This window comes from Polaromonas sp. P1_H6 (genome assembly GCF_056405195.1).
The window spans coordinates 144,643-156,659 of record NZ_JBFUCN010000005.1 but is presented as its reverse complement, the minus strand read 5'-3'; the positions used below and the strand labels follow the sequence as shown (position 1 = coordinate 156,659).

The following is a 12,017-nucleotide window of genomic DNA, read 5'->3' as shown; positions in this document are numbered from 1 at the left end:
ATGTGAGCCATGTAAAAGACATGACCTATTCGAAATGGGCATGGCATGGTCTTTCGGCTGTCACAGTTCGGTGGCACAATCTGGGTTGTTTCTGAAGGCCCTTCCTGCCACAGTCGCATCCGCTAATCGGTCCAGCCGTGTTGCGGAAGGTTAATCAACCAGCCATATCCTGTTGTGGCCAGCTAATGTTTCCCAAAGGGAAACGGAGGTCAGCGTAATGAGTTCCAACCCGACGGCATCGTCCGTCTATTCTGCCTATCAAGGCAACACCTATCTCTTCGGCGGCAATGCGCCCTATGTCGAAGAGATGTACGAAAACTACCTCGCCAACCCCGGCAGCGTGCCTGACAACTGGCGCGAGTATTTCGACGCACTCCAGCACGTTCCCGCCGTCGACGGCAGCAATGCCAAGGACGTTCCGCACCTGCCGGTCGTCAACGCCTTCGCCGAACGCGCCAAACAAGGCCAGACCAAGGTTGTCGTGGCCAGCGGCGCCGACTCCGAAATGGGCCGCAAGCGCACCGCCGTCCAGCAACTGATCGCCGCCTACCGCAACGTCGGCGCACGCTGGGCCGACCTGGACCCGCTCAAGCGCGCCGAGCGCGACAAGATTCCCGAACTGGAGCCGTCGTTCTACGGCTTCAGCGACGCCGACCAGGAAACCGTGTTCAACACCAGCAACACGTTCTTCGGCAAAGACACCATGAGCCTGCGCGAGCTCATGAACGCGCTGCGCGAGACCTATTGCGGCACCATCGGCGCCGAGTACATGTACGCCACCGACCAGAACCACAAGCGCTGGTGGCAGCAAAAGCTCGAATCGATTCGCAGCAAGCCCAATTTCGCCAAGGAAAAGAAGCTCCATATCCTGGACCGCCTGACGGCCGCCGAAGGCCTGGAGCGCTTCCTTCACACCAAGTACGTCGGCCAGAAGCGCTTCTCGCTCGAAGGCGGCGAAAGCTTCATCGCCAGCATGGATGAGCTGATCCAGTCGGGCGGCATCAAGGGCGTGCAGGAAATCGTGATCGGCATGGCCCACCGCGGCCGCCTCAACGTGCTGGTCAATTCCCTGGGCAAAGTCCCGGCCGACCTGTTCGCCGAGTTCGACCACACCGCCCCCGAAGACCTGCCCAGCGGCGACGTCAAATACCACCAGGGTTTCAGCTCCGACGTGACCACCCCCGGCGGCCCGGTCCACCTGACGCTGGCTTTCAACCCTTCGCACCTGGAAATCGTCAACCCCGTGGTCGAAGGCTCGGTGCGCGCCCGCATGGACCGCCGCGCCGACCCCAAGGGCCTGCAGGTGCTGCCGGTGCTGGTGCACGGCGACGCGGCTTTCGCAGGCCAGGGCGTGGTCATGGAAACGCTGGCGCTGGCCGAAACCCGCGGTTACTTCACGGGCGGCACGGTGCACATCGTGATCAACAACCAGATCGGTTTCACCACCAGCGACCCGCGCGACAGCCGCTCGACGCTGTACTGCTCCGACGTCGTCAAGATGATTGAAGCGCCGGTGCTGCACGTCAACGGCGACGATCCCGAAGCCGTCGTGCTGGCCACCCAGCTCGCGCTTGAATTCCGCATGGAGTTCCAGAAGGACGTCGTGGTCGACATCATCTGCTTCCGCAAACTGGGCCACAACGAGCAGGACACGCCCGCGCTGACCCAGCCTTTGATGTACAAAAAGATCGCGCAGCACCCCGGCACGCGCAGGCTGTATGCCGACAAGCTCACGGCCCAAGGCATGGGCGACACGCTGGGCGACGACCTGGTCAAGGCCACGCGCGCGGCGCTGGATGCCGGCAAGAGCACATTCGACCCGGTGCTGACCAACTTCAAGAGCAAGTACGCGGTCGACTGGACGCCGTACCTCGGCAAGAAGTGGACCGACGCGGGCGACACCGCCATCCCCATGGCCGAGTGGAAGCGCCTGGCCGACAAGATCACTGCCATCCCCGGCACCGTGGCGCCGCACCAGCTGGTCAAGAAGGTATACGACGACCGCGCCGCCATGGGCCGCGGCGACATCCCTGTGGATTGGGGCATGGGCGAGCACATGGCTTTCGCCTCGCTCGTGGCCAGCGGCTACCCGGTGCGCCTGTCGGGCGAAGACTGCGGCCGCGGCACCTTCACGCACCGCCACGCCGTCATTCATGACCAGAACCGTGAAAAGTTCGACACCGGCACCTACGTGCCCCTGCAGAACGTGGCCGACAACCAAGCCCCGTTCGTTGTCATCGACTCCATCCTGTCCGAAGAGGCGGTGCTGGCGTTCGAATACGGCTACGCCTCCAACGACCCCAACACGCTGGTGATCTGGGAAGCGCAGTTCGGCGACTTCGCCAACGGCGCGCAGGTCGTGATCGACCAGTTCATCGCCTCCGGTGAAGTGAAGTGGGGCCGCGTCAACGGCATCACGCTGATGCTGCCGCACGGCTACGAAGGCCAGGGCCCCGAGCACAGCTCGGCTCGCCTGGAGCGCTTCATGCAGTTGTCGGCCGACACCAACATGCAGGTGGTGCAGCCCACCACGGCCAGCCAGATCTTCCACGTGCTGCGCCGCCAGATGGTGCGCAACCTGCGCAAGCCGCTGGTCATCATGACGCCCAAGTCGCTGCTGCGCGCCAAGGATGCTGCATCCCCCTTGAGCGAGTTCACCAAGGGCAGCTTCCAGACGGTGATTCCCGAGAACAAGGAAGAGATCAACAAAAAGGCCGACAAGGTCAAGCGCATCATCGCCTGCTCGGGCAAGGTTTACTACGACCTGGCCAAGAAGCGCGAGGAAAAGGGCGCTGACGATACGGCCATCCTGCGCGTTGAGCAGCTCTATCCCTTCCCGCACAAAGCCTTCGCCACCGAGCTGAAACGCTATCCGAACGCCACCGACATCGTGTGGTGCCAGGACGAGCCGCAAAACCAGGGCGCCTGGTTCTTCGTGCAGCACTACATCCACGAAAACATGCTCGACGGCCAGAAGCTGGGCTACTCGGGCCGTGCCGCCTCGGCTTCGCCGGCAGCGGGTTACTCGCACCTGCACCAGGAACAGCAAAAAGCGCTGGTGGAGGGCGCCTTCGGCAAGCTCAAGGGCTTTGTGCTGTCCAAGTAAGGCCGGCCTTCCCGCAACACAGAACACTAGAACGCACACGAAAGAAACAACATGGCTATCGTAGAAGTCAAAGTCCCCCAGCTGTCCGAGTCCGTGGCCGAGGCCACCATGCTGCAGTGGAAGAAAAAAGTCGGTGAAGCAATCGCCGTGGATGAAATCCTGATCGAGATCGAAACCGACAAGGTCGTGCTCGAAGTGCCCGCGCCTTCGGCCGGCGTACTGACCGAACTGGTGGTCGCCGACGGCGGCACGGTGGTGTCCGACCAGGTGATCGCCCGTATCGACACCGAAGGCAAGGCGGGCGCCGCCGCGCCTGCGGCCGTTGCTGCAGCCGCACCGGCTGCCGCGGCAGCCTCTGCGCCGGCCCCGGCCGCCGCTCCCGCTGCTGCTGCTGCGGGTGGCTCCATGGCCGGCGTTCCCATGCCCGCCGCCGCCAAGCTGATGGCCGACAACAACCTGGCTGCCGGCTCCGTGCCCGGCACCGGCAAGGACGGCCGCGTCACCAAGGGCGACGTCCTCGGCGCGACCGCCGGCGGCGCCAAGCCTGCCGCTGCGGCCATCCCCACGGGTGCGCCTACCACGGCCCTGCCGCAGGTTGCACCCTCGGCCAAGCCCGCCGACCTGGGCGAGCGCCCCGAGCAGCGCGTGCCCATGAGCCGCCTGCGCGCGCGTATCGCCGAGCGCCTGCTGCAATCGCAGGCCACCAACGCCATCCTGACCACCTTCAACGAAGTCAACATGGCCCCGGTCATGGAAATGCGCAAGCGCTTCCAGGAAAAGTTCGAAAAAGAACACGGCGTGAAGATCGGCTTCATGAGCTTCTTCGTCAAGGCGGCTGTGCATGCGCTGAAGAAGTACCCGGTGCTCAACGCTTCGGTCGACGGCAATGACATCGTCTACCACGGCTATTTCGACATCGGTATTGCCGTCGGTTCGCCGCGCGGCCTGGTGGTGCCCATCCTGCGCAATGCCGACCAGATGAGCTTTGCCGACATCGAAAAGAAGATCGCCGAATACGGCGCCAAGGCGCGCGACGGCAAGCTGGGCATTGAAGAAATGAGCGGCGGCACCTTCTCGATCTCCAACGGCGGTGTGTTCGGCTCCATGCTGTCCACCCCCATCATCAACCCGCCGCAGTCCGCGATCCTGGGCGTGCACGCCACCAAGGATCGCGCCGTCGTCGAAAACGGCCAGATCGTGGTGCGCCCGATGAACTACCTCGCCATGAGCTACGACCACCGCATCGTCGACGGCCGCGAAGCCGTGCTGGGCCTGGTGGCCATGAAGGAAGCGCTGGAAGATCCGGCCCGCCTGCTGTTTGATATCTGATGAAACAGGAGAAAGCCAGTGAAGGCGCGTCAGGAGGGTTTTCCGCGCGCGTCATCCTGGCAATTCTTGCTGCTTGCCTGGCTGCAGGCTGTGCGTCGGTTCGCACTGAGGATGGTTTTGCGGGCGAGTTTGAGGAAGTACCTACCAAGGGTTACCTTCTCACCGATATAAAGCGGCTGACCATTTCCGACGCAGGGCAGGGGCAGTGGACTGTAAGAGCTGTAGGGAGCGCACCCGATGATGTGGTGGTCTCCCAAACCTGGCGCGAAATGAGTCGAGAGGATGTGGGGCACCTGTTCAGCGACAACATGCCGCTAGATTCGATCCGGTGTATCCGTGAAGGCTGGCCCATGCCGATGTTATGCCGCGTGCCGACCAAGGTAGCGCTTAAGTTTCGGGAGAATGGCTCTTCATGGCATCCGACGGTCAGCGAGTCAGGTTATTTGTTTGCTTTTGGTTCACCTGCCGGCATACACAGTCCGGCATTTCGTAAAGTGAAGTGAGAATATTGATGAGTACTAAACAATTCGACGTCATCGTCATCGGCGGCGGCCCCGGCGGCTACATTGCCGCCATTCGCGCCGCCCAGTTGGGTTTTAACGTCGCCTGTATCGACGAATGGAAAAACGCCAAGGGCGGTCCCGCCCTGGGCGGCACCTGCACCAACGTGGGCTGCATTCCCTCCAAGGCGCTGCTGCAGTCGTCCGAGCATTACGAGCAGGCCGGCCATCACTTCGCCGACCACGGCATCGAGATCAAGGGCTTGAGCCTGGACGTCGCGAAGATGCTGGGCCGCAAGGACACCGTCGTCAAGCAGAACAACGACGGCATCGTCTACCTGTTCAAGAAAAACAAGGTGACTTTCTTCCACGGCCGCGGTTCTTTTGCCACCGCCAAGGACGGCCTGTATGACGTCAAGGTCGCCGGCGCCGCCGAGGAAACCATTTCCGGCAAGCACATCATCGTGGCCACGGGCTCCAATGCCCGCGCATTGCCTGGCGCGCCGTTCGACGAGGAAAACATCCTGTCCAACGACGGTGCGCTACGCATAGGCGCGGTGCCCAAGAAGCTGGGCCTGATCGGCTCCGGCGTGATCGGCCTTGAAATGGGCTCGGTGTGGCGCCGCCTGGGTGCCGAGGTGACGGTGCTCGAAGGCCTGCCGACCTTCCTGGGCGCGGTGGACCAGCAGATCGCCAAGGAAGCCCACAAGGCTTTCACCAAGCAAGGCCTCAAGATCGAACTCGGCGTCAAGGTCGGCGAGATCAAGTCCGCCAAGAAGGGCGTGTCGGTCGCCTATGTCGATGCCAAGGGACAGGCGCAGGCGCTGGAGGTCGACAAGCTGATCGTTTCCATCGGCCGCGTGGCCAACACCATCGGCCTGGCGCCGGAAGCCGTGGGCCTCAAGCTCGACGAGCGCGGCGCGGTGGTGGTCGATGACCAATGCAAGACCAACCTGCCCAACGTTTGGGCCATCGGCGACGTGGTGCGCGGCCCCATGCTGGCGCACAAGGCCGAGGAAGAGGGCGTGGCGGTTGCCGAGCGCATCGCCGGCCAGCACGGCCACGTCAACTTCAACACGATTCCCTGGGTCATCTACACCAACCCTGAGATCGCATGGGTGGGCCAGACGGAAGAGCAGCTCAAGGCCGCCGGCCGCGCCTACAAGGCCGGCACCTTCCCCTTCATGGCCAACGGCCGTGCGCGGGCGCTGGGCGATACCACCGGCATGGTCAAGATGCTGGCCGACGCCGCCACCGATGAAATCCTGGGCGTGCACATCGTCGGGCCTTTCGCCAGCGAGTTGATCGCCGAATGCGTGGTCGCCATGGAGTTCCGCGCCAGCAGCGAGGACATCGCGCGCATCTGCCACGCGCATCCGTCGCTGAGCGAGGCGACCAAGGAAGCCGCGCTGGCGGTGGACAAGCGCACGCTGAACTTCTGATCTGGCCGGGCACGGGTCCGTGACTCAACCGGTACGCGCGGCGTACGACGCTGAACTGGCGGCGCGGGGTTATCAAAGCGACCCCGCGCAGTTGCGCGCCGTCGAGGCGCTGGAGCGCTGTGCCTCGGAATGGGCCAACTTCAAGGAGCAGCGATCCAATGCTTTCAAGAAGCTGATCAACCGGCCCGACATTCCGCGCGGCGTGTACATGTACGGCGGCGTCGGGCGCGGCAAAAGCTTTTTGATGGATTGTTTTTTCGGCGCCGTTCCGCTGCGTCGGAAAGTCCGGCTGCATTTTCACGAGTTCATGCGCGAGGTGCACCGTGAACTGCAGGACCTGCAGGGCACGGCGAACCCGCTGGACGAACTCGGCCGGCGCATGGCCAAGCGCTATCGCCTGATCTGCTTTGACGAGTTCCACGTGGCCGACATCACCGACGCCATGATTCTTCATCGCCTGCTGTCGGCCTTGTTCGAGAACGGCGTCGGCTTTGTCACTACCTCCAACTTTCACCCGGACGAGCTGTACCCGAACGGCATGCATCGCGACCGCGTGCTGCCGGCCATCGAACTGCTCAAGGCCAACCTGGAAGTCATCAGCGTCGACAACGGCACCGACTACCGCAGGCGCACCCTGGAGCAGGCCAGGCTCTACCACACGCCGCTGGGCCCCCAGGCCGATGCCGAAATGACGGAAACTTTCAACGCGCTGGCGGAGTCCCAGGATGAAAACCCGGTGCTGCAGATCGAGGCCCGGCAGATCCAGGCCAGGCGCAAGGCGGGCGGGGTGGTGTGGTTCGACTTCAAGACGCTGTGCGGCGGCCCGCGCTCGCAAAACGACTACCTGGAGATCGCGACCCAGTTCCATACCGTGCTCTTGAGCGACGTGCCTTACATGCCGTTACGGATGGCTTCCGAGGCGAGGCGCTTTACTTGGCTGGTGGATGTGTTGTACGACCGGCGGGTCAAGCTCATCATGTCGGCAGAAGTGCCTCCGGAGGCGTTGTACACCGAGGGGCCGCTGGTGCACGAGTTTCCTCGCACCGTCTCCCGGCTCAACGAAATGCAGTCGAAGGAATTCCTGGCGCTTGAACGCCGAAACGTGGATACGACCCTCACATGAAAAAATTCGCCGTCGCATGCTTTATCGCCACCCTGGGCGTGCTTGCGGGCGCGCAACCCGCGGTGCAGGAGCCGGCCGCGCCCGCCGAAGCGCCGCGCAGCATTGACGCCGATCGCGCCAGGATCAACGCGGATCGCGCGCGGCTCGAAGCGGGTTTCCTGGCCGAAGATGCGGAGTGCTATAAAAAATTCGCCGTCAACAGCTGCCTGGGGAAGATCAACGAGCGGCGGCGCGAGGCGATGGGCGACCTGCGACGGCAGGAGATCCTGCTCAACGATGAAGAGCGCCGCATCAGGGGCGCCGAGCAGGTTCGCAAGACCGAAGAGAAATCGTCGCCCGAGAAGCAGCAGGAAGCCGCGGACCAGCGAGCCAAAGCCGCGGCGGATTACCAGTCGCGCCTGGAGCGGGAAAAGAAGAAGAACGAAGACCGCGCTGCCGCCAAAGCCGGTGAGCAAGGCAACAGCGACGCCAGCGCCGCCCGGTTAAAGGGAAGCCAGGAAAAATCCCAGGGCAGGGCTGACAAGCAGGCTACGGCGGCCGCCGAAGCCAAGAAATTGAGTGAGCGCCAAAAGGAAGCGCAGGAGCGCAAAGCCCAGCACGAAAGCGACCGCCTGAAGCAGACCAAGCCGCCGGCCAAGTCCCTGCCTTTACCCAACTAGGCGGGCAGGGGGCTCAGGGGCCAGTGGCTCGAGCTTGACGATCACCAGCGAGAGGTTGTCGCCGCCGCCCCGCGCGCGGGAGCGCGCTTTCTGGATCAGGAATTCGGTGGCTTCACGAGGCGACAGCATGGACAGGGCTGAGCCCATTTCGCTGGCGCTGAAGTAGTGCCACACGCCGTCGCTGCAGGCCAGCAGCACGTCTTCGGGGCGCAACTGGGGGATGAAGTGGTGCGTGATGGGCGGCGCTTCTTCGGTGCCCAGGCAGCCCATCAGGATGTTGGACTGGGGATGGACATTGGCTTCGTCCTCGGTAATCTCGCCCTTGTCGACCAGCGTCTGCACGTAGGAATGGTCGACCGTCCGATGCACCAGCTTGCTGCCCTGGTAATGGTAGATGCGGGAATCGCCGGTATGCACCCAGTGGCAGTCGCCGCCCGGGTTGATCAGGAAAGCCGCCAGCGTGCTGTGCGGTTCCTGTTCGGCCGAGATCGCGGTGAGCTTGATCACGATGTGCGCTTCCTCGACGATCTGCTTGAGCATCGCGGGGGCGTCATCGGTCGCGGGGTCATAGCGGTCAAACAGCTGCTTGGTGGTCAGCATGACCTGGTCGGAGGCCTTGCGCCCGCCGCTGCGTCCTCCCATGCCGTCGGCCACGATGCCCAGCATGCAGCCGGGAATCCGCGAGTGGCTGAACAGGTTGACCTGGTCTTGCTGGTAGTCCCGATCTCCTTTGTGGATACCGGTGGAGGCGGTGATTCGATAACCTTTGGACATTGTGTGGTCGTTCGGGCGCGAGGCTCGATTTATGGTCGCAATCGACGTATTATCAAGCGAAGCAGCGCGTACGGATAAAAAACCTTGGACTTAAATTTACATTCCCCGGAACGGCAGCTGATCGAACTGAAAATGGAGCACGCGGACCTCAATGCCCTGGTAGACATTGCGGCGCACTCCTTGCCCATCGACGAACTGCTGCTCAGGCGCCTCAAAAAGCGGCGCCTGCAGCTGCGTGACCAGATCGCTCAACTCGAGCTGTCGCTGGATCCCCCCGAGCCCGCCTGATGACGCTTGCGCTTGAAGTCGAAGAGGCTTTTGCCCCCGGCGGTGTGCTGTCGCGGGCGGCTGAGCATTTCAGGCCGCGCGGTGGGCAGACCGAGATGGCCCTGGCCGTGGCACGCGCCATCGAGGGGGCGTATCCCCTGGTGGTCGAAGCCAGCACCGGCGTTGGTAAAACTTTTTCCTACCTGGTCCCGGCCCTGCTGAGTGGCGAGTGCGTGCTGCTGTCGACCGCGACCAAGGCTTTGCAGGACCAGCTCTTCGGCCGCGACCTGCCGCGCCTGGTCGAAGCGCTGGGGCTGCCCGTAAGCACGGCCTTGCTCAAGGGGCGAGCCAGCTATCTCTGCTTGCACCGCATGGAAATGGCTCGCCAGGAGGCTTATTTGCCCGACGGCGTCTCGGTGCGCGCCCTGGCCAGGATCGAGGAGTGGTCCAAGGTGACACGCACCGGCGACCTGGCCGAGCTGCCGGGGCTGGACGAACGCTCCCCCATGATCCCGCTGGTGACCTCCACGCGCGAAAACTGCCTGGGCGCCCCATGCCCGCGATTTCGCGCCTGCCATGTGAACCTGGCCCGCAGGGAGGCCATGGCGGCCGACGTGGTGGTGATCAACCACCACCTGTTTTTTGCCGACCTGGCGGTGCGTGAGTCCGGTGTGGCCGAACTGCTGCCGTCGGTGCGCATCGCGATCTTCGATGAAGCGCACCAGCTCAACGAAACCGGCGTGCAATTCCTGGGCACCAACCTGACCACCGGACAGCTGCTGGATTTCGCGAGGGACATGCTGGCCACCGGCCTGCAACTGGCCCGCGGGCTGGTTGACTGGCAGGAGGTGGTATCCGCCGTCGAGCATGCCGCGCGCGAGCTACGGCTGTGCGCCGGCAAGCAGTACCCCGGAACCAAGCTCAGGTGGGTGGATGAATGCCCCGAAGGCCTGGATGCGGACGAGTGGAACGGCGCGCTGCAAGCCGTTCATGCTTCCTGTGAGCAGGCCTGCGCCGCCCTGGATACCGTCAGCGAGATCGCCCCCGATTTCGTCCGTTTGCATGAACGCGCCGCCGAGCTGGCTGAACGCGCCCGGCGCTTTGTCCATGCTTGCGAACCGGGCTGTGTGCGTTGGGCCGACGTGGGCACCCAGCTGCGGCTGGTTGAATCTCCGCTGGATATTTCCAAGGCCGTCAAGAGCAAGGTGCTGGGCGGCGGGACCGGCGCCGATAAAACCTGGATATTCACCTCAGCCACCCTGGGCGACGATGACAAGCTCAGCTGGTTCACCCAGCCCTGCGGGCTGGAGGATGCCGAGGTCTTGCGGGTGGGCAGCCCTTTTGACTACGAACGCCAGGCCGCGCTCTATGTGCCGCCGGCTTTTCCCAAACCGGGCGACCCCGCCCACACCGTGAAGGTGGCCGAATCTGCCGCCAGGTGGTCGCGACGCCTGGGCGGCCGCACCATGGTGCTGACCACCACGCTACGGGCCTTGCGCACCATCGGCGATGCGCTCAGGGAAGCCTTCCAGGAATCGTCCGACATGGAGGTACTGGTGCAGGGCGCTATGCCCAAGCGCGTGCTGATCGAGCGCTTCCGCGAGGGCAACGCCAACGGCGGCAAGGGCTGCGTGCTGGTGGCGTCGGCCTCGTTCTGGGAGGGCATAGACGTCCCCGGCGACGCGCTGCAATTGGTCATCATCGACAAGCTGCCGTTCCCGCCGCCGAACGACCCGCTGGCCGAAGCCCGCTCAAAATTACTGGAGTCACAGGGACGCAGCGCGTTCAACGATTATTTTCTGCCCGAAGCGGCTGTCGCGCTCAAGCAGGGCGCGGGCCGGTTGATACGCCGCGAGAGCGACGAGGGCGTGCTGGTGGTCTGTGACAGCCGCCTGGCGTCCATGGGCTACGGCAAGCGCCTACTGAGGGCGCTGCCGCCCATGCGCCGCCTGGCATCAGAGCAGGAACTGGCGGACAGGCTGGACGCCCTTACCAGAACTTGTACCAGGGATTGTCTGCAGACTTGAAGCCCTTGGTGATGAAGTGGCTCTGGGGGTAGTTTTTCTCCATGATGCGGCGGGTGTCGTCGCGCAGCTCGGCCATACCCAGGGCATCGTAGGATTTGTACAGGATGTAGATGGCTTCTTCCAGGGCCGGCACATCGCGATAGTCGGCGATCGCGCTTTGCGCGCGGTTGATGGCGGCCACGTAGGCACCGCGCGAGTAGTAGTAGCGCGCCACGTGCACTTCGGACTGCGCCAGCGAGTTCACGATGTAACTCATGCGCAGGCGGGCGTCCGGGGTGTACTTCGATTCGGGGAAACGGGTGACCAGTTCCCTGAATGATTCAAACGATTCCTTGGCGGCCTTCTGGTCGCGTTCAGAGAGATCCTGGCGCGAGATGAAGCCAAAAATGCCCAGGTTGTCGTTGAAGTTCACCAGGCCCTTGAGGTAGAGCGCATAGTCGTAGGCAGGGCTGGCGGGGTGCAGCTTCATGAACCGGTCCAGCGTCGCGATGGCCTGGGGCTGCTCACCGCCTTTGTATTGGGCGTAGGCTTTTTCGAGCTGGGCTTGCTGGGCCAGCGGCGTGCCCGCCGCGCGGCCTTCGAGTTTTTCGTACAGGGGAATGGCCTTGTCGTAGGCCCCCGAACTCGCTTCCTCTTTGGCTTCGGCGTAGATCTTGTTGGGGCTCCAGGAGGCCGTCTTGTCGGGGGCCGGTGTGCTGGAGCAACCGGCGATTACGAAGGACAGTGCGCAAACGGCTGCAAAAAGCGGCATTGCATTGGGAACAACCGATAATTTGGTGGAAAACATTGC

General features: G+C 63.5%; 10 protein-coding genes. 8 read left to right on the top strand and 2 right to left on the bottom strand.

Annotation, left to right across the window (positions count from 1 at the left end; translation table 11 throughout):
* Positions 1–217: 217 nt before the first annotated feature.
* Genes AC1D1F_RS06905 through AC1D1F_RS06880 form a run of 6 tightly spaced genes read left to right on the top strand, consistent with a single transcriptional unit; the run spans position 218 to position 8,159 of the window.
* A complete protein-coding gene (locus tag AC1D1F_RS06905) occupies positions 218–3,106 on the top strand; it encodes a 2-oxoglutarate dehydrogenase E1 component (RefSeq protein WP_477696636.1) in 2,889 nt (962 codons plus the stop codon).
* A 51-nt stretch (positions 3,107–3,157) separates the two neighbouring features.
* Positions 3,158–4,435, top strand: a complete 1,278-nt coding sequence (gene odhB / locus AC1D1F_RS06900; RefSeq protein ID WP_477676846.1) for a 2-oxoglutarate dehydrogenase complex dihydrolipoyllysine-residue succinyltransferase — start codon at positions 3,158–3,160, stop codon at positions 4,433–4,435.
* Positions 4,435–4,938: a hypothetical protein gene (locus AC1D1F_RS06895; protein WP_477696637.1), complete on the top strand. Its 504-nt coding sequence runs from the start codon at positions 4,435–4,437 to the stop codon at positions 4,936–4,938. The genes odhB and AC1D1F_RS06895 overlap by 1 nt, the downstream gene beginning before the upstream one ends.
* 8 nt (positions 4,939–4,946) lie before the next feature.
* Positions 4,947–6,377 (top strand): dihydrolipoyl dehydrogenase, encoded by a 1,431-nt coding sequence (gene lpdA / locus AC1D1F_RS06890; protein WP_477696638.1) that lies wholly within the window; start codon positions 4,947–4,949, stop codon positions 6,375–6,377.
* A 19-nt stretch (positions 6,378–6,396) separates the two neighbouring features.
* Entirely contained in the window at positions 6,397–7,500 is a 1,104-nt protein-coding gene (gene zapE / locus AC1D1F_RS06885; protein ID WP_477696639.1) for a cell division protein ZapE, read from the top strand.
* A complete protein-coding gene (locus AC1D1F_RS06880; RefSeq protein ID WP_477678824.1) occupies positions 7,497–8,159 on the top strand; it encodes a hypothetical protein in 663 nt (220 codons plus the stop codon). The genes zapE and AC1D1F_RS06880 overlap by 4 nt, the downstream gene beginning before the upstream one ends.
* Here the strand turns inward: AC1D1F_RS06880 and AC1D1F_RS06875 are convergent.
* Positions 8,148–8,933: a PP2C family protein-serine/threonine phosphatase gene (locus tag AC1D1F_RS06875; RefSeq protein WP_477678823.1), complete on the bottom strand. Its 786-nt coding sequence runs from the start codon at positions 8,931–8,933 to the stop codon at positions 8,148–8,150. The two genes, AC1D1F_RS06880 and AC1D1F_RS06875, sit on opposite strands and share 12 nt — an antisense overlap.
* Positions 8,934–9,017: 84 nt before the next feature.
* Between AC1D1F_RS06875 and AC1D1F_RS06870 the strand changes: the two genes are divergently transcribed.
* Together AC1D1F_RS06870 and AC1D1F_RS06865 are read left to right on the top strand one after the other, a co-directional pair.
* On the top strand, positions 9,018–9,221 hold the full coding sequence (locus AC1D1F_RS06870; RefSeq protein WP_092125858.1) for a DUF465 domain-containing protein: 204 nt from the start codon (positions 9,018–9,020) through the stop codon (positions 9,219–9,221).
* Positions 9,221–11,227 (top strand): ATP-dependent DNA helicase, encoded by a 2,007-nt coding sequence (locus AC1D1F_RS06865; RefSeq protein WP_477696640.1) that lies wholly within the window; start codon positions 9,221–9,223, stop codon positions 11,225–11,227. The genes AC1D1F_RS06870 and AC1D1F_RS06865 overlap by 1 nt, the downstream gene beginning before the upstream one ends.
* Here the strand turns inward: AC1D1F_RS06865 and AC1D1F_RS06860 are convergent.
* Positions 11,190–12,014 carry an outer membrane protein assembly factor BamD gene (locus AC1D1F_RS06860; protein WP_477696641.1) on the bottom strand — a complete coding sequence of 275 codons (825 nt, stop codon included), beginning with the start codon at positions 12,012–12,014 and terminating at the stop codon, positions 11,190–11,192. The two genes, AC1D1F_RS06865 and AC1D1F_RS06860, sit on opposite strands and share 38 nt — an antisense overlap.
* Positions 12,015–12,017: the final 3 nt, after the last annotated feature.

Coding starts and splice junctions, on each gene's coding strand:
- odhB (WP_477676846.1), top strand. CDS start 3,158: ATGGCTATCGTAGAAGTCAAAGTCCCCCAGCTGTCCGAGTCCGTGGCC.
- AC1D1F_RS06865 (WP_477696640.1), top strand. CDS start 9,221: ATGACGCTTGCGCTTGAAGTCGAAGAGGCTTTTGCCCCCGGCGGTGTG.
- lpdA (WP_477696638.1), top strand. CDS start 4,947: ATGAGTACTAAACAATTCGACGTCATCGTCATCGGCGGCGGCCCCGGC.
- AC1D1F_RS06895 (WP_477696637.1), top strand. CDS start 4,435: ATGAAACAGGAGAAAGCCAGTGAAGGCGCGTCAGGAGGGTTTTCCGCG.
- AC1D1F_RS06880 (WP_477678824.1), top strand. CDS start 7,497: ATGAAAAAATTCGCCGTCGCATGCTTTATCGCCACCCTGGGCGTGCTT.
- AC1D1F_RS06905 (WP_477696636.1), top strand. CDS start 218: ATGAGTTCCAACCCGACGGCATCGTCCGTCTATTCTGCCTATCAAGGC.
- AC1D1F_RS06860 (WP_477696641.1), bottom strand. CDS start 12,014: ATGTTTTCCACCAAATTATCGGTTGTTCCCAATGCAATGCCGCTTTTT.
- AC1D1F_RS06875 (WP_477678823.1), bottom strand. CDS start 8,933: ATGTCCAAAGGTTATCGAATCACCGCCTCCACCGGTATCCACAAAGGA.